We start from the raw sequence: 16,521 nt of genomic DNA, 5'->3' as shown, positions 1-16,521 counted from the left end.
GAGGCTTTCGCCTATCGGATCTTCGTCGAAGGCCTCGACGGGGGGCGTCACCTGCAGGTGTACTCGAACTACTGGTCACTGATGCATGCATCCATCACGGAGAGTTCGTACTGGCAGTTCGTCCGATTGGGCGATTGGGGTTGGGCCATCAGGAATCTCTTGTCCGAAACGGCCGGCAAATACTTCGATGCGATGGACGGCGTCCAATCGATGCGTCTGGTCGATGTTCCCCCAGGCGGGGGAGTCTACACCGGACAAACGTGGACTCCGGCCCGGTACAACAACCGAGGCGGCAGGCAGGGACCACAAGAGAGCCCCGGCAACTACTACCTGAGCAGCCAGACTTTCGGAACCGACGAAGTCCTGACCGCGAAGTTCGTCGACGCCCGCCAGCAGTGGGAGTGCTTCCTGGAAAGCCGGCAGGCGCTGGTCCACCAGTTGTGGTACTTCCGGCGGGACTACAGGATCTAGGCCGGGCCCATTGACGGAGGTCCGGGCCAGGGAACAGGAATGCCGCAGGCCCCGCACCCTTGATGGGTGCGGGGCTCGCGGACGGATCTGGGTGTGATCGTGGGTTGCGGGGCGGCTTGTCTCGTGGGGACTTGCGCCGGCGCAATTCCCACGGCGCCGCCACGAAACGGGCGAAACAGCAGGCGATGGCTGGGGTCTATCAGGGTCATCCCCTGCAGATCACATGACGGAGGCCCTGGGGAGGGCGGGGTGGATCAGCCCGGCGGCGGGCCATGGCGCGGCGCAGATTCGTCAGATCAACGGAGGAAAGGTGCGCAATTCCGGGTGTCGCCTTGGTACGCAATGGTGGGTGTCGCTTGACATGTGTCGATGTCGAGGTCCCATTTCACGACGAACCGCCCGTCTCGATAGACGTGCACAAAGCGCGGCGGATGGTCACCGACCCAAGTGATGAAGACATAGCCGCCACGCCGGATCATCGTCAATGGTGTTACCATGGGAGGTAGCACTCGTGAAGAGTAGTACCCCCGGGCGGTGCAGGCAGCGTACCCCGAGGCGAGGTGTCGGGCATTCATTCAAAGCGGCGATCCCAGACTGCGCATCCAGTCATTGGCCGGGAAACCAGCGGGAATGTGTGCAAAGACGGGCGTCAACAACTGGTGGCACGGGACATCGGCTTCGTCACCAGCAGCAGGCTCGCGGGGACCCTGGGTCGACCACACGGACCCCGGACTCAGACCGTGCCGACAGGCGCCTGCAGCCCCAACCCCCGCACCATCCCCTCGATCTCCTGCGCATACACTGGGTTCATCACCAGCACCAGCGCGATGTCGAGGCCGGGCAGCGCCTCGGGCGCCACCACCTGGCGGCCGACGCCCGGCAGGAAGAGGCCGTGCTTGGCGGGGTTGATGTCGACGGGCACGCCGATGGCGCCGTCGGCGCCCATCAGGTTCAGGAAGGTGACGCCCTTGCTGCCCGAACCCCAGACGGCGACGCGTCCGCCGGCCTGGGCGATGCGCGCGAACTCGCGGCGCCAGTGGGCCAGCAGCCGGTCGACCTCGTCGCCGAGGCCGGCGGCCATCGTCAGCAGGTCATCGCCGGCGGGGACCGTCGCCAGTTGCGCCGGCGCAAGTGCGGCCGGCGCCGACTCGCCGATCGCCTCCAGGCAGAGGAACTGGCCGGCAAACGTCTCCCAGGTGCGGGTCACGCGAAGGCCGGCGCGCTCAAAGCAGGCGGCGAGGCTGCGGGCGTTGAAGTACGAAACGTGCTCGTAGATGAAGTCCCAGACGCCGCCGTCGCGCAGGCTGTACAGCGAGTTGGGAACCTCGCAGAAGAAGACCGGGCTGCTGCCGGCCGGCACGGCGTCACGCATCATGTGCACGAAGTCGGCGGGGGCGTCCATATGTTCGAGCGCGTGGCGCGAACAGACCAGGTCGGGCGCGCGGCCGAGCGGGCTCACTCCGAAGTACTCGCGGCGGATGGCCAGGTTCGCGCCGGGTTCGCCGCCGCGGAAACTGGGGTCGAAACCCGTGCCGACGCTGCCGGCCCCGGCGCAGACCAGCTTCAGGAAATCGCCCTGGCCGCAGGCGATCTCGACCACGTGCTTGCCGTCGAGTCCATGCCGGCGGCGCAGGTCCAGCGCCAGTTCCTCGGCGTACGCCTGGAAGCGCGGCGAGTGGTGCAGCGAATTCTCGTAGCCCTCGGCGTAGCGCACGAGCTCCGGGTCGAAGGCCAGGTTGTAGACGTGGCCGCAGTCGGCGCAGATGCCCAGGTCCAGGTCGCCGCGCGGCGCCGCCTGGGCCGCGGCGCGCTCGGACCACAGCACGTTGCAGAAGACGGGCACGCCGCCCAGAGCCAGGAAGCGCTCGACGCGGGCGCTGCCGCAGGCCAGGCAGGAGGCGCCGCTCACGAAGCCGCTCACCCTGTCGGCGCCGCTCACTTGCCGCCCCTCGCCGCGTGCAAACCGTCATCGACTGCCAGGACGACCGGGCTGAGGCCCAGCTTCGCCAGGTCGGCCGTGATCTCGGCCGTGTAGATCGGGTTCATGACGATGACGGCGTCGGGCTTGAGTTCGACCAGGTCCTGCGGGCCCACGATGCGATGCCCGGTGCCCGGCATGAAGTAGCCCTGCCGGTGCGGGTTGATGTCCACGGCGGCGGCCACCTCGTCCTGCAGCCCGAGTGTGGTGAGGAACGACACGCCCTTGCTGCCCGAGCCCCAGATGACGGCCTTCTGCCCCCTGGCCTTCAGGGCCGCAAATTGTTCGCGCCAGTACTTCACCTGGCCGGCCATCAGCGCCCGGGAACTCGCCGACCCAGGCGGCGATCTCGCCGAGGTCGCCGGCCGACGTCAGCCGGCCTGCGCCCGTGTCGGCGGTGTCGGCGGCGATCGTCAGGTACTGGCCGGCGTACTCGAAGCCGATGGCGGTCGGGAAGAACCCGGCCGCGCTGAACAGGTGCTCGAGCGAATGCGGGCTGAAGTACGAACAGTGCTCGTAGTAGACGTCCTCGAAGGCGCAGTCGCGCAGGATGCGCTGGGCCTCGGGGATCATGAAGAAGATCTCCGCCTGGCGCCCGCCCTGCGCCGCCCGCACCATGCGCATGAACTCGAGCGTGGCCGGGATGTGCTCCAGGGTCATCTTGCAGCAGACGAAGTCGGCCGCGGTATCCACGCACTTCTCGGTGTAGAAGTCGGCCACGAAGCGCACATTCTCTTCCGCTGAAGGCGCGAAGCGATCGGCGCGATAGCCCGGGTCGAAGCCCACGCCGCGGTTGCGGCCGTTCTCGCAGAGCAGCAGCAGGAACTCTCCCTTGCCGCAGCCGATCTCGAGGATGTCGCGCCCGGACAGCTTGAACCGCTCGATGACGCGGTCGGCCAGGTCGCGGTGGAACCGCTGGAAGGTGGGCGAGAAGCCCTGCGTCTCCTCGTAGCGGCCCGAGTACTCCGTCAGCGCGGCATCGAAGGCAGTATTCGAGACGAACCCGCAGGCCGGGCAGTGGCCCAGCGCGATGTCGCCCGTCGGGTAGGCCAGCGCCTCTTCCTTCGTCGGCAGCAGGATGCAGCTGTTGGTCGGCACCCGCCGCGCCGTGTGGAAGATCGACATCCTCGCGCCCAGGCAGTTCGGGCACGTGGGGCCAGCAGTCGTGTGCGCGGCGTCAGCGTTCAACGTCGTCCGTCCGTTCGTTCAGGGATGGTGCCTTGCGCCGGGCTCAAGCCACGTGCGGGGTCGGCACCGGGATGATGAACTTGCCGCCGCCGTCGCGGTACGCCTGCTCCTGGGCGAGGATCTCGCTTTCCAGGTTCCAGGGCAACAGCAGCACGTAGTCGGGCTTGCGCGCGGCGATCTGTTCGGCCGCGACAATGGGGATCTTCTGGCCGGGCATGAGGCGCCCCTGCTTGTGCACGTTCTTATCGGCGGCGAAGTCGAGCAGCTCGCGCCCGATGCCCACATAGTTGATGAGCGTGCTGCCCTTGGCGGCGGCGCCGTAGGCGGCGATCGTCTTGCCCTCGGCCTTGAGGCCGCGCAGCAGCGCCAGCAGGTTCGTCTTCAGGTCGGCCACGCGGGTCGAGAACTCGCGGTAGTAGTCGAGCGTGTCCAGGCCCAGGGTCCGCTCCTCGGCCAGCAGGCCGCGCACGGCCTCGTTCGGGGCATCGTGCTTCTCGATGAACAGGCGCAGCGAGCCGCCGTGGATCGGCAGTCGGCGCACGTCGTTCAGGAACAGGCCGTGCCGGCGCAGCAGCTTGTCGACCGCCGTGACCGAGAAGTAGCACAGGTGCTCGTGGTAGATGGTGTCGAACTCGCAGTGGTCGATGAGGTCCCGCACATAGGGAAACTCGATGACGGCCATGCCGTCCTGCTTGAGCAGCGCGGCGATGCCGGCCACGAAGCCGTTCGTGTCGGCCACGTGGGCCAGCACATTGTTGCCGTGGATGACGTCGGCCCGGAAGCCCTCGGCCACCAGCCCCGTCGCCACTTCAAGCCCGAAGAACTCGGCCCGGCTGCGCACGCCGATCTTCTCGGCCGCCTCGCACAGCGATTTAACCGGGTCGATGCCCAGCACGGGCACGCCCTGCTCCACGTAGTTCTTCAGCAGGTAGCCGTCGTTGCTGGCCAGCTCGATGACCAGGCTCTGCGGCCCCAGCTGACGCCGCTCGATCAGCTCCTGCGCGTTCTGGCGCGAATGTTCGAGCAGGTACTTGCGAGAACGACGAGTAGTACGGGTAGTCCTCGCAGAACAGCTTCTCCGGCGAAACCGTCTCGGCGATCTGCAGCAGCGTGCAGTCTGGGGCAGAATGCCACTTCGAGCGGGAACCGCGGCTCAGCCCGGTCCGCGCATCGCCCGCCGAGGGCATCCGGTCGGCCAGCGGCGTGTTGCCGAGGTCGAGCACGGGCTTGAGTTTCTTCGATCCGCAGGAGCGGCAACTGTGCTTGTTGGCGGCCATCAGTGGTTCCCCCCCACAGTCTTTTCTGTTCCGGAATGCTTGCCCGTCCAGCGCAGGTCCTCGTCCAGCCGCTCCGGCTCCTGCAGTTGCTTGACGTGCTCGATCCGCAGGAACCTGGGCCCTCCAGGTCCTCGAGATTCAGGCCGACGCGGGTAGGCCTCGTGCAGCTGCTTGATGCCGCGGCGCACCGTCCACTGCGGCTTGAACTCCTGGATGTCAGGCCAGCAGGTCTTGCAGAATCCGCCCGGTAGCAACGCTTGTCCGGGCCTGGCATTGTCCGGCGAAGCCGACCCTCGCAGTTCGGCACCACGTCGTGCACGATCTCGGCCACTTCGCGGATACGGTAGTTCTCGGTCGTGGTGCCCACGTTGAATGCCCGGCCGTGGACCAGCGAGCGGTCGGCCTCGAGCAGGGCGATGTAGGCGCGCGCGATGTCCTCGACGTGCACCAGCGGCCGCCACGGCGAGCCGTCGCTCTTAAGGTGCACCTCACCCGTGGTGAAGGCCCACGCCGTCAGGTTGTTGACCACCAGGTCGAAGCGGATGCGCGGCGACAGCCCGTAGGCCGTCGAGGCGCGCAGGAACACCGGGCTGAAGTCGTCGCTGGCCAGCGGAGCCACGTCGCGCTCCACCTCGACCTTCGAGACACCGTACGGCGTGACCGGGTTGAAGGCCGCGTTTTCGTCCAGGATGTCGTCCGCCCGCCGCGCGTAGATGCTGCACGACGGGCTGAACAGGAAGCGCGGCACGCCCGCGGCCTTCGCCGCCTGGCCAGCCGCACCGAGCCTAGGTGGTTGATGCCGTCGGTCAGCGACGGGTCGTAGTCGCCCAGCGGGTCGTTCGAGAGCCCGGCCAGGTGGATCACGGCCTCGAAGCCCTTGAGGACGTCGCCATCCACATCGCGCACGTCGCCGATGATCTCCGGCACCTTTGCCAGTTCGCCGTCGAACGTGCAGGCGCCGAAGAGGTCGGTGTCGAGCCCCGTCACCTGGTGCCCGTGCTCCAGCAGCATCGGCGTCAGCACGCTGCCGATATAGCCCTTGTGTCCGGTCAGCAAAACTTTCATGTGCGGATCCCCTGCTCCCGTTTTCCCTGGATTCGGTTTGCGTCGTGCCACGCCGCTATTCCCAGCACTTCCACGGCGGATTGCCGCTGTCCCACAGCGTCTGCAGGATGTGCTTCTCGCGCAGCGTGTCCATGCACTGCCAGAACGACTCGTGCTTGTAGGCCATCAGCTGGTCGTCGCGGGCCAGCCCTTCCATCGGCGCCTGCTCGAACATGACGGGATCACCTTCGATGTAGTCGAACACGCCCGGCTCCAGCACGAAGAAGGCGCCGTTGATCCAGCCTTCGGCCGTCTGTGGCTTCTCGGTGAAGCGCTTGACGGCATTGCCCTCGAACTCGAGGTGGCCGTAGCGCGCTGGCGGCCGCACCGACGTCAGCGTGGCCAGCCGGCCGTGGTCCTTGTGGAAGTCGTGCAGGCGGTCCAGCGGCACGTCGGACAGCCCGTCGCCCCAGGTCAGCATGAAGGTGCGGTCGTCCAGCCACGGCTGCAGCCGCTTGATGCGACCGCCCGTGCCCGTCGTCATGCCGGTCTCGACCAGGTGCACGGTCCAGTCGGGGCGTCGCTCGGTGTAGGTCAGTACGTCACCCTTGTTGGTGTGCACGGTCATGTCGCCTTCGAGCGTGCCGAAGTCGCGCATCCAGCGCTTGATGTACTCGCCCTTGTAGCCCAGCGCGATCACGAACTCGTTGTGCCCGTAGTGCGCATAGTGCTTCATGATGTGCCAGAGGATGGGATGGCCACCGATTTCGACCATCGGTTTCGGCCGGATCTCCGTTTCCTCCGCCAGGCGCGTGCCCATGCCGCCGGCCAGGATGGCGACGATCGGTTTCTTGGCCATGTTCCTCCCGTTACCCCACCGCGGGTGACGATTGCGAAGCGCTCCGGTCACCGAAGCGCCACATCACGTGAAAGCCCTGTCATTCCGGAAATTAGACCGGAACATTATACCATATGTCGGCATGGCCGCAAGCGTTATAATACTTTTCGTGTGCTCTTTTGATCTTTACATTTAACGAGATCCGCTGCCGCCCCGGCCCTCGTTGCGGCCAAAATCCGCTTAACTGACTTTCTCGCAGCTAATTAGCCGGCAACCGACAGATCGTGAACCGGTACTTGCCGTTCTTCTCCTGGGGGATCCGCTCGGCCGGAAACAGGTCCACGGCCATGCCCTGGCCGAGGATGTCCCGCAGCGTCGCCACGAGGGCGGCCGCCACGTCGTCGCCCCAGCCGGGCCCCGGCACCAGGTGCACCTGCAGGCGCAGCGGCTCCTCCTGGACGATCTGCATCTGCCGGATGCCGGACAGCTTCGTCAGCGTGTTCTCGATGATCGAGATGCCCTGCACGCGGTAGCCGGCCTCCGCCCGCAGGAAGTCGGCGGTGCGCCCGGTCACCTGCTCCATCAGCGGCAGGCCGCGCCCGCAGGGGCACAGCCGGTCGCTCGGCACGCCGCGATCGCCCAGTTCGTAGCGAATCAGCGGCATGCCGAAATTGATGAGCTCGGTCACCACCAGGCGGCCGTCCTCGCCGGGCGCGCAGGGCGAGCCGTCGTCGCGCAGGAACTCGGTGATGACGTGGTCGGCGTTCAGGTGCAGGCCGCGATGCTGTTCGCACTCGCAGGCAATGAGGCTCACCTCCTCGCAGCCGTAGCGGTTGGTGACGGGCACCCCGCACACCGCCTCGATCACCCGCCGCTCGGGTTCCAGGAGCATCATGCTGGTGGCCACGACGCCCTTCGGGTCCAGGCGGCGCCCCTGCTCCTGCAGGTATTCGGCGAGGATGAACAGCGAATGCGCGTGACCGAACAGCAGGCCGGGACGCAGGCGCTCCCACTCGGCCGTGAAGCGCTCGAGCGCGGGCCGGTCGATGCGCATCGTGTCCAGGTAGATGATGCGCTCCTTGAGCGCGGCCCGCAGGCGCGCCTTCCAGGTCGCCGGCACCGGCGGATTGCCCCAGACCGCGGCCATCGGCTGGCCCAGTCGCCAGCCCGACCACTCGTCCGAGCGCAGGGCCGCGGCCGTCCGCAGCTGCACGCCCGGCTCGTCGCAGTAGATCTCCAGCGAGACGCCGGTCGAACCGCCGGTCTTGGCCTTGCGCAGGTCCTGCTTGCGGTGGCGCGAGGAGATGAGGTCGTCGCCGCGCTGCCGGATGTCATCCTTGGTGACGATCGGCAGGCGCGCCAGGTCGTCCAGTGTGCGCACCGAGGCCGGGTCGACGCCGGCCTGTGCGAAACTGTCGCGATAGAAGGCGCAGGTGGAGGCGGCATGGGTCACCATGGTCCGCAGGGCCGCCTCCTGGCGCGCACGGACGGCCTCGGGCTTCTCCCACTGCGTGCGCCGCAGCCGGCGCAGTTCCCGCAGGCGCGCGCTGCGCTCATAGACGTCCCAGGCCGGCTCGAAGAAGCCGCCCACCACGGCGTCGGGCAGCCTCATGTCGCGGCCCCCTCGCGCAGGCGGTCGCGATCGAGGCCCAGCGAGACCAGGCGCTTCCACAGCCGCGCGGCCAGCGGGTCGCGGCGCAGGGCCTCGCGGTAGTCGTGCCAGGCCTCGGCCCGCCGGCCTTCGCGCGCATGCCAGTAGCCGCGCGTGACGAAGACGTGGGCGTAGGCCTGGTCGACCTCGCGCCGCGTCGCGGCGCCGGGATGATCCCTGAGGAAGCGGTCGAGCAGTCGCATGAAGTTGTCGAGGCGCTCACCGGTCTTCCGCGACATCTGGCCTTCCCACACGCGGTAGTTCGCCAGCCGCTCCGGCACGAAGGCGAACAGGTGGTCCACCGAGATGCGCAGCCACAGGTCGTAGTCGATGGACATCGTCAGCGACTCGTCGAAACCGCCGGCGGCACGCAGCACCGTCGCGCGCGCCACGGCCGTGGGAAACGGCACGAAGTTGTCGATCAGGAGCTGCGCCGTCACGCGCCCCTCGTAGTGCGGGATGTCGTAGTAGGGCAGCGGCTTGCCCTGCCCGTCGACACATTCGATGTCGCTGTAGACCACGGCCACGCGCGGGTCGGCAAAGCGCGGCAACTGCCGGCTCAGCTTGTCGGGACGCCAGGTGTCGTCGGCGTCGCAGAAGGCGATGAACTCGCCACGCGCCTCGCGGATGCCGTGGTTCTTGGCCACGGTCTGGCCCGCATTGGCCTGGCGCACGACGCGCACGCGCGGGTCGCCGGCATACCGCTCGAGCACGCGCGCCGTGTCGTCGGTCGAGCCGTCGTCGACGACGATCGACTCCAGGTGCGGGTAGTCCTGCGCCAGCAACGCGTCGAGCGTCTCGGCGATGTAGCCGCCCATGTTGTACGAGGCGGTCACGACCGAGACCAGGCCCGGGACCATGACGGGTTCACTACTGGCGGACATGCTGGCTGTACACCTCGGCGTAGCGGGCGGCCATCGTTTCACTGGAATGCTCGCGACGCACCTCGTCACGGGCGGCGGCGCCCAGGCGGGCGCCCAGTCCGGGCTCGTCGCGCAGCCGCAGCAGCGCCGCAGGCAGCGCGGCCGGGTCGCCGCGCGGCACGACCAGGCCCGTGGCGCCGTCCCGGACCAGCGTGGGGATATCGCCCACCGGCGTGGCCACGATGGGCGTCCCGGTGGCGGCCGTCTCCAGCAGGATCATCGGCATGCCTTCGTCGAGCGACGGCAGCGCGAACGCATCGGCCGCCTGCAGCAGCGCCGGCACGTCGTCGCGGAAGCCGAGCAGGCGCACGCGATCTCCCCAGCCCCCGGCGACAATCTGCGACTGCAGGGACTCGCGCAGTTCGCCCTCGCCCGCCACCAGGCAGGTCACGGGCCGGCCTGTCGCCGGCAGCCCGCCCACGGCGCGCAGCAGCGTCGCCTGGTCCTTCTGCGCCGTCAGGCGGCCGGCGTTCAGCACCAGGAAGCCCTCCGGGCCCACGCCCAGCGAAGCACGCAATCTCTCCCGTTCCGCCGCCGGCAGCAGCGGCGGATCCAGCGGGATGCCGTTGGGGATCACGCGCACGCGGTCCTCACGCACGCCGGCCTTGACGAGCACCTGGCGGATCTCGCCCGAAACGGCCGTCACCGTGCGGAAGCGCCGGTAGAAGCGCATCTCCAGGCCGACCATCAACCGCATTTTCAGCGGCGAGCCCGGCTCGATGAACCACAGGTGGCAGGTGGCGGTCATCGGCACGGGCCACAGGGCCCGCAGGAAGCCCCCGTAGACGGTGGCCTTGTAGCCGTGGCTGTGCACCAGTCCGATGCCCAGCGCGCGCAGCCGACGCGCCTCGCGCGGCACGTCGACGGCCAGGCGCAGGTTGCGCAACAGCACTTTTTCCGCGGCGAACCCCAGGCGCCGGGCCTCGTCGAACAGGGCGCTCGGTTCGTCGGGGTTCTGCACGATGCACCCGACCACCGGCTCGTACCGGCCGGCGGCCCGCAAGGCGGTCGACAGGTTCAGGACGACGCGTTCGGCGCCGTAGAGGCCCCCGCTCTCGAGCAGGTGCAGGACCCGCACTTTATGGGCGCCCATCCCCGTCCCGTCGTTCGAAGATACGGTACTTGAGGCCGTAGCCACGGCCGCCGGCGCCGACAGTCTCGGCAACCTGCGTGAAATCCGCCGCCAGGTACTGCGCGAGCGGGAAGTCGGGCGGGTTGTCGAAGCGCTCCTCGACCATGATGTAGCGCATCGTCGACATGTCGACCAGGTCGGCATAGCGCTCCAGCGGCGTCGAGTAGTAGGAGTAGTACTCCCAGCCCGCGTCACAACGCCCGCCGAGAAGATCCTGCAGGCGCAGTTCGTTCTGCTCCTCCCAGTTCTTCAGGTGCCGGCTGGTGAAGGACTGGCCCTCGGCGCGATCCTGCACCAGGCCGCGCTCGATGCCCGCCGCGATCGTCGCCAGGCAGTGCGTGCCGCGCGGCAGGACCAGTCCGTCATAGCCGAAGACGAAGAACGGCTCGTCATGGCCGACGTTCGCCGTGATCCAGGCCCGCAGGCCGTTCTGCGCACTGCCGCGCAGCAGGTTCACCTCGCGGACGCTTTGCACCGACAGGATCACGACACAGGCGGCAGCCGTCGCGACCGCCGCACGGCTCCACGTCGGTCGCCGGACTGCCAACGCGACCAGGAACCCGATCGCGGCTGTGTAGAAGAGCGGCAGGGCCGGCAGCATCCAGTAGGCGCGCAGCTGGCGGATGGCGCCGAACAGCACCAGCCAGCCGGCGGCCTGGAACACCAGGCTGGCCGCGACCGGATTGGCGCGGCGGAACGAGGCACCGCCGCGGTGCAGTACGGCCCCCAGCGCCAATGGCAGGGCCAGCCAGCCGCCGCCGCGCAGCATCGTGATGAACTGCTCGCCCCACTTGATCCAGGGCGAGGCGTCGTCCTTGGCGTTCGTCACGCGCAGCTTCACGTACTTGAGCGGGTCGAACAGCGGGATTCCCGCCGAGACGGCGAAGGCCAGCAGTGACAGCAGCGCAAAGGCCCAGCCCAGGCGCACGGCCGTGCGCAGGCCGTGGACCCGCACCAGGTCACCCAAGAGCAGGATCACCGCAAAGGCCATGTGCAGCTTCAGGCCGGCGCCCAGCCCGAGCATGAAGCCGGCGCCCAGCAGCCAGCCCTGCCGGCGGCCGAAATCGGAGCGGTAGTACATCAACAGGCCCGCGACCATGAACAGCGGCAGCATGGCGTCGGGCCGGGCGACGATGTCGGCCCACACCGTGTTGTAGGTCAGCAGGAACATGGCCGGCGGCAGCACGGCCGCCCAGCCGCGCCAGGCCGTGCCCAGCGCCAGGCGGGCCAGCCGCCAGGCCAGCCCGGCTGCGAGCAGGTCCACGGCGATCACGAACAGCCGGTAGACGCGCGCGTAGCTGTCGGGCGCCACGTAGTAGTCGCGGTAGGCGTCGGCCACGATGTTGAGACCGAGACCGCCCGACGTCGCGTGGGTCAGCACGCGGAAGGCGTAGTTCGCAACCGACAGCACGCCCGCCATCCAGCATTCGAGGTACATGCGCTGCGGCGGCGCATGCCCGAACCAGACCAGGAAGCCGCCCTCGAACGTGGTGCGATCGTCGATCGAGATGAACGGCGCGCCCACGTCGAGCACCGCCAGCTTGGCAGCCAGCGAAACGACGAGCGCCAGCAGCAGGGCGAGCGTGGGCCACGACGGGCGACGGTCAGTCATGGCCGGCCTCCGGGTCCGTGGCAGTGCGGCCGAGGGCCGACGGACTGTGTTCGTTCAGGAAGTAAAGCGGCCTGTTCTTCGTCTCGTTGAACATGCGACCGAGGTACTCGCCCAGCACGCCGATGCCGATCAGCTGGCCACCGCCCAGGAACAGCACCACGACCATCAGGGAGGGGTAGCCCTTGACCGGGTCGCCGTAGGCCAGCGTCTTGTAGAAGATCCAGCCCGCGTAGGCAAAGGCGATCACGGCAATGCCGATCCCGCAGTACGTCGCCAGCCGCAGCGGCACGGTCGAGAACGAGGTGATGCCTTCCACCGCGAAATTCCACAGCTTCCAGTAGTTCCACTTCGTGTCGCCGGCGAAGCGGGGGTCACGGCGGTACATCACGGCCTTCTGCGGGAACCCGACCCAGGCGAACAGGCCCTTCATGAAGCGGTGCTGTTCGCGCAACTGCAGGAGCGCCACGACGGTGCGACGGCTCAGCAGGCGGAAATCGCCGGTGTCGGCCGGGATCCGCACGCGGCTCAGCTTGCCGATCACGCGGTAGAACCAGCGTGCAGTCGCCTTCTTGAACGCGGTCTCGCCGGCCCGCGATTCCCGCCGCGCGTAGACCATGTCGTACCCGTTGCGCCATTCCGCCACGAGCTGCGGGATGACTTCGGGCGGGTCCTGCAGGTCGGCATCGATGACGACCACCGCATCGCCCCGGCAGGCGTCGAGGCCGGCGGTCATCGCCACCTCCTTCCCGAAATTGCGGCTGAGGTCGACCACGGCGACTTCGGGGTTGGCGGCCTGCAGTTCGTGCATCAGCTTCAGCGTGCCATCGCTGCTGCCGTCGTTGACGTAGACGACTTCCCAGGGCAGTCCGAGCTGGACCATCACCGCCGACAGGCGACGGTGGAACTCGGGCAGCACCTCCTGCTCGTTGTAGCAGGGGACCACCACGGACAGCCGCTCGCCTGCCCGGCGTTTCACGTGATCGCCGCGGTCAGTCATGACGCACCTCACGGAAGGTCCAGAACCGATTGCCCAGGTACGTGAGTACCACCACGGTGCCCGTCGCGGCCACCTGGGACAGCAGGTAGTGCAGCCCCAGCCCGCGGTGGCAGGCCGCCATCATGCCGGCGTTGACGCCCATGCCCGCCAGCGCGATCGCGAAGAACCGGGGCATGGTGCCCGCGTGTCCCCGGCGGCTGCGGAAGGTCAGGTGGTAGTTGGCGAAGTAGTTGATGACCGCCCCGACCGCGAAGCCGCAGGTGGTGGCCGCCACCGGATCCAGGCGCGCCCACCGCACGAGCGCCACCAGGGTCAGGTAGTGACCGCCGGTGCCCACCAGGCCCACGCCGAGGTAGGCCAGGAACTGGCGCGAAGCGAACATGCCCAGCACCTTAGCACGCACCGGTGCCGGCTTGTCCATGCCTAACCCTTCAGTCACGTTTAGCCCCCGGCACATCCCGCACGGCGGCCGGCCGCGCCGCCGCCCTGAAATCCGCGAAGCGGCTGCCGGTGTCGGCGCCCCACTCCCAATTGCCGAGCAGCCCCACACGCGTGATGCGCAGCGGCCTGCAGCCCGGATAGACGTCGGACAGCGACCGGTGCAGTACCGGCTCGCCATCCAGGCTCACCGTGTAGCGCAGGCCGTCGCTGACCAGCTTCATGCGCAACGGGCGCCCCCACGTGATGCGCCCGCCGACATTGGTCCAGATCGCGTCGTAGAGGTCCTCGAACCCGGCGATGGTGAAGAACGACGACAGCGAGGCACCGCCATAGCAGTCGTCGAGCCAGGTGTTGACCAGCAGGCAATGGTCCTCGTCCTGCCACAGGCAGAACCCCGCCGTGCCGTGTTCGCGCTGACCGCGGGCGCTGCCCGGCGGGGTCAAGGTCACTTCCAATTCGGCGTAGCCCGGGTCGTCCCAGTCGATGGCGTAGATCGTGCGGTCGGGCAACGGCGCTGCGGGACTGGCGCGCCACTGCACGGCTGCGGATCCGGCGCCGGCACCCGCCAGGACACCCTGGCCGCGCAGGCGGCTCCAGGTGCGACCGCCGACCGGCAGCGTGCGTCCGGCCAGGTCGCCGTCGATGCCCGCCAGCGGGTCGGCCGCGACGGTCTCGCCGGCTGCCGGGTTCCAGGGCTGCCCGGCCACGAGCTCTGCCGGCAGCGGCAACTCGCGGGGATAGGCTTCCAGCGCGAGCAGCCCGCGCGGCGCTTTCGTTCCTTCGAGCACGAGGCCCACGCCTGGCGCTGCGGCGCCCGGCTCCGGTGCCGCGGCCGGGAACCGCTGCCCGAACACAAGGCCTCCCGCCGCGAGCACCGACACCTCGCGGCCGTCGTCGAGCACCTGCACGTCGTCCGGCGCCGTCGCCCAGATTGCCGTCGCCAGCTCGCGGCGCGTACCCCGTTCGGCGATCACCAGGCGCGCCCCACCGGCCGTCAGGCGCAGTTCCCAGCGCGCGTCGCCGCCCACGGCCCGCCAGGCCAGCGTCACGCCGTCCGCAGCGAGTTCCGCCGGGGCCAACCGGACGCGCAGCAGCCCCGCCGCGGCAGACGTCGCGAGCCGCCACAGGCCGGGCTCCTGCATCCAGGTGCCGCCCACCGGGGCCTGCCGACCGGGAAGCTCCGCCCCCGACAGGCCGCGGTCGGCGACCATCGCGCCCGCCGCCTGCCTGCCCAGCCCCGGCAGGCTCGCCACCCGCACCCCATGCACGCGCGTGTCGGCCCGGAAGCCGATCTGGCCGAGCACGGCCTGCTGCAGGCCCGCGTGCAGTTGCGCGGCGCCCGGTCGCGGCACCAGCGCCAGCGGCCGGAAAGCGGGCAGGGCCCCCAGTCCGTGGGCACCGGGCAGCGAAGCGGCGCCCAGCAGCACATCGTCTTCACGGACGACGGCGACATAGCAGACGGGCACGTTCTGCACGCTGAGCACCGCCGGCGCCCAGCAGCCGCCGGCGCCGGTCCAGAGCTCGCCGTTGCGCGGACCATCGGCATGCATGACGAACCCCGCGCCTTCGCGCAGCGGGTCGCCTGCGGGCATCGGGTACAGGCCCACGGCCAGGTTCTCGTCCATCAGGTTCACGCGCGTCGAGCCGGCGGCAATGAGCTTCCACCAGCGCACCTGCCGCACCGTGCGGCCCACGCGGCCGCTCGCGAGCCAGCGCCGCAGCCGACGGCCGACGGGCGCCGTACCGCTGCCGTGGGCCCAGCGCTGCAGTCGCGAGCGCAGGGTGTCGGCCATCACTTCGGATTGCGAGGTGTTGTGTCCGTTGAGCAGCAGGACCGAGAAAGCCAGCCCCGGCTCGTTCGGGAACGGGCCGTAGGACAGGCAGGTGCGGCCCCAGCCGGCGTGCAGGGGCGGCGCGATGCGCAACGCCCCGCTGTCGACACTGAGGACGCCCTCGACGTCGCGGCCGTCACGCGCCGGATCGTCGCCGCGGGCCGGGCCGAGAGCGCGACCGGCGCGCCGGTCGCCGCGGAAGTCGTCACGCAGCAGGATGGTCATCGGGTTGCGCCGCCGGCATGGTCACGGCCCGTGTTGCGGCCGGACCCGAAGCGGTGGCGCCAGGCCCAGGCCAGCTCGAGGCGGTACAGCGGCGCGTTCCACTTCGTGACCTTGGCCAGCAGCCAGAGGCACGACAGCTTCTGGCCCAGCGGCAGCCGGCAGCGTCGCCAGGAGCCCAGCAGGTCGCGCAGCTGGTTCCAGGCCGACAGCACCAGCTTGCCCTCGTTGGCCGGGTTGAACCAGGCCGCACGCTCGTGGTAGGTGCGAAAGACCTTGTCCGACTTGCGCCCGTGCACACGGCGGTAGAAGCGGGCGCCATCGACCTGCCGCAGGCGGCCGCGCAGCGCCAGTTCGCCCAGCAGCGTGCGGTCGCTGTCGGTGTAGTCGCGGATGAGCCCGGTTTCCAGCAGCGTTGAACGGCGCGTGAGCCCGAAGACCTCGGCACAGTTGTGGCCGATCTGGATCACCTGGAAGAAGCGGTCCGGCGCCGTCCCCAGCCCGGCCGTGCCGCGGTCGAACTCGGCGAGGAACCCGCCGTGCTCGTCGACGTCGACCAGCCTGGGGTGGCACAGCACGGTCTGCGGGTCGGCCTCGAGCGCGGCGGCGCAGACGGCCATCGCCTCGGGATCCATATAGTCGTCGTGGGCGGCCCACTTGAAGTAGCGGCCACGCGAGGCGTGGAACACGAAGTTGTAGTTCGGACCCGCGCCAAGGTTGGACTCCTGGCGGATGTAGCGCACGCGCGGATCTCGCGCGGCGAACTCGCGGCAGATCGCCCCGGTCGCGTCCGTCGAGGCATTGTCCGAGATGACGATCTCGAGGTCGGCCAGCGTCTGCGCGCACAGCGACTCGAGCGCCTGGCGCAGGAAATTCTCGCCGTTGTACACGGGCAGGCCGATGCTCACCAACGGC

The 16,521-nt window shown here is 69.1% G+C and carries 11 protein-coding genes and 3 pseudogenes; 1 reads left to right on the top strand and 13 read right to left on the bottom strand.

The features are described 5' to 3' along the window. The coding region (locus IPG61_11790; protein MBK6734749.1) for a hypothetical protein at window positions 1–471 on the top strand (471 nt) is incomplete at its 5' end. A gap of 733 nt (window positions 472–1,204) precedes the next feature. Here the strand turns inward: IPG61_11790 and IPG61_11785 are convergent. The 13 genes and pseudogenes from IPG61_11785 to IPG61_11725 all read right to left on the bottom strand — a co-directional run bounded on the left by IPG61_11785 (window position 1,205) and on the right by IPG61_11725 (window position 16,514). Next, window positions 1,205–2,410 carry a methyltransferase domain-containing protein gene (locus IPG61_11785; GenBank protein MBK6734748.1) on the bottom strand — a complete coding sequence of 402 codons (1,206 nt, stop codon included), beginning with the start codon at window positions 2,408–2,410 and terminating at the stop codon, window positions 1,205–1,207. Further along, window positions 2,407–3,574, bottom strand: a pseudogene (locus tag IPG61_11780) (methyltransferase domain-containing protein). The gene IPG61_11785 and the pseudogene IPG61_11780 overlap by 4 nt, the downstream one beginning before the upstream one ends. A gap of 106 nt (window positions 3,575–3,680) precedes the next feature. Then, window positions 3,681–4,914, bottom strand: a pseudogene (locus IPG61_11775) (class I SAM-dependent methyltransferase). After that, window positions 4,914–5,979, bottom strand: a pseudogene (locus tag IPG61_11770) (SDR family oxidoreductase). The pseudogenes IPG61_11775 and IPG61_11770 overlap by 1 nt, the downstream one beginning before the upstream one ends. 55 nt (window positions 5,980–6,034) lie before the next feature. Beyond that, window positions 6,035–6,817, bottom strand: a complete 783-nt coding sequence (rfbF, locus tag IPG61_11765; protein MBK6734747.1) for a glucose-1-phosphate cytidylyltransferase — start codon at window positions 6,815–6,817, stop codon at window positions 6,035–6,037. Between the two features lie 238 nt (window positions 6,818–7,055). After that, entirely contained in the window at window positions 7,056–8,408 is a 1,353-nt protein-coding gene (locus IPG61_11760; protein MBK6734746.1) for a phenylacetate--CoA ligase family protein, read from the bottom strand. Further along, window positions 8,405–9,331, bottom strand: coding sequence for a glycosyltransferase (locus tag IPG61_11755; protein ID MBK6734745.1), 927 nt, complete (start codon window positions 9,329–9,331; stop codon window positions 8,405–8,407). Before IPG61_11755 ends, IPG61_11760 begins: the two co-directional genes overlap by 4 nt. Further along, window positions 9,318–10,463, bottom strand: coding sequence for a glycosyltransferase (locus IPG61_11750; protein ID MBK6734744.1), 1,146 nt, complete (start codon window positions 10,461–10,463; stop codon window positions 9,318–9,320). Before IPG61_11750 ends, IPG61_11755 begins: the two co-directional genes overlap by 14 nt. Further along, entirely contained in the window at window positions 10,450–12,114 is a 1,665-nt protein-coding gene (locus IPG61_11745; protein MBK6734743.1) for a hypothetical protein, read from the bottom strand. The genes IPG61_11750 and IPG61_11745 overlap by 14 nt, the downstream gene beginning before the upstream one ends. After that, on the bottom strand, window positions 12,107–13,111 hold the full coding sequence (locus tag IPG61_11740) for a glycosyltransferase family 2 protein (protein MBK6734742.1): 1,005 nt from the start codon (window positions 13,109–13,111) through the stop codon (window positions 12,107–12,109). The genes IPG61_11745 and IPG61_11740 overlap by 8 nt, the downstream gene beginning before the upstream one ends. Beyond that, window positions 13,104–13,532, bottom strand: a complete 429-nt coding sequence (locus tag IPG61_11735) for a GtrA family protein (protein MBK6734741.1) — start codon at window positions 13,530–13,532, stop codon at window positions 13,104–13,106. Before IPG61_11735 ends, IPG61_11740 begins: the two co-directional genes overlap by 8 nt. Before the next feature lie 10 nt (window positions 13,533–13,542). Continuing rightward, window positions 13,543–15,609, bottom strand: coding sequence for a nucleotide-binding protein (locus IPG61_11730; protein ID MBK6734740.1), 2,067 nt, complete (start codon window positions 15,607–15,609; stop codon window positions 13,543–13,545). Further along, window positions 15,606–16,514 carry a glycosyltransferase family 2 protein gene (locus IPG61_11725; protein MBK6734739.1) on the bottom strand — a complete coding sequence of 303 codons (909 nt, stop codon included), beginning with the start codon at window positions 16,512–16,514 and terminating at the stop codon, window positions 15,606–15,608. Before IPG61_11725 ends, IPG61_11730 begins: the two co-directional genes overlap by 4 nt. Window positions 16,515–16,521 lie beyond the last annotated feature (7 nt).

The organism is bacterium (genome assembly GCA_016703265.1).
GTDB lineage: Bacteria > Krumholzibacteriota > Krumholzibacteriia > LZORAL124-64-63 > LZORAL124-64-63 > CAINDZ01.
Note: the sequence above shows the minus strand (reverse complement) of the source record. Positions and strands in the feature narration are given on the sequence as shown.

What these genes read in the sequence shown, in the direction of transcription:
- rfbF (MBK6734747.1), bottom strand. Translation starts at nt 6,817, where the DNA reads ATGGCCAAGAAACCGATCGTCGCCATCCTGGCCGGCGGCATGGGCACG.
- IPG61_11760 (MBK6734746.1), bottom strand. Translation starts at nt 8,408, where the DNA reads ATGAGGCTGCCCGACGCCGTGGTGGGCGGCTTCTTCGAGCCGGCCTGG.
- IPG61_11755 (MBK6734745.1), bottom strand. Translation starts at nt 9,331, where the DNA reads ATGTCCGCCAGTAGTGAACCCGTCATGGTCCCGGGCCTGGTCTCGGTC.
- IPG61_11750 (MBK6734744.1), bottom strand. Translation starts at nt 10,463, where the DNA reads ATGGGCGCCCATAAAGTGCGGGTCCTGCACCTGCTCGAGAGCGGGGGC.
- IPG61_11745 (MBK6734743.1), bottom strand. Translation starts at nt 12,114, where the DNA reads ATGACTGACCGTCGCCCGTCGTGGCCCACGCTCGCCCTGCTGCTGGCG.
- IPG61_11740 (MBK6734742.1), bottom strand. Translation starts at nt 13,111, where the DNA reads ATGACTGACCGCGGCGATCACGTGAAACGCCGGGCAGGCGAGCGGCTG.
- IPG61_11735 (MBK6734741.1), bottom strand. Translation starts at nt 13,532, where the DNA reads ATGGACAAGCCGGCACCGGTGCGTGCTAAGGTGCTGGGCATGTTCGCT.
- IPG61_11730 (MBK6734740.1), bottom strand. Translation starts at nt 15,609, where the DNA reads ATGACCATCCTGCTGCGTGACGACTTCCGCGGCGACCGGCGCGCCGGT.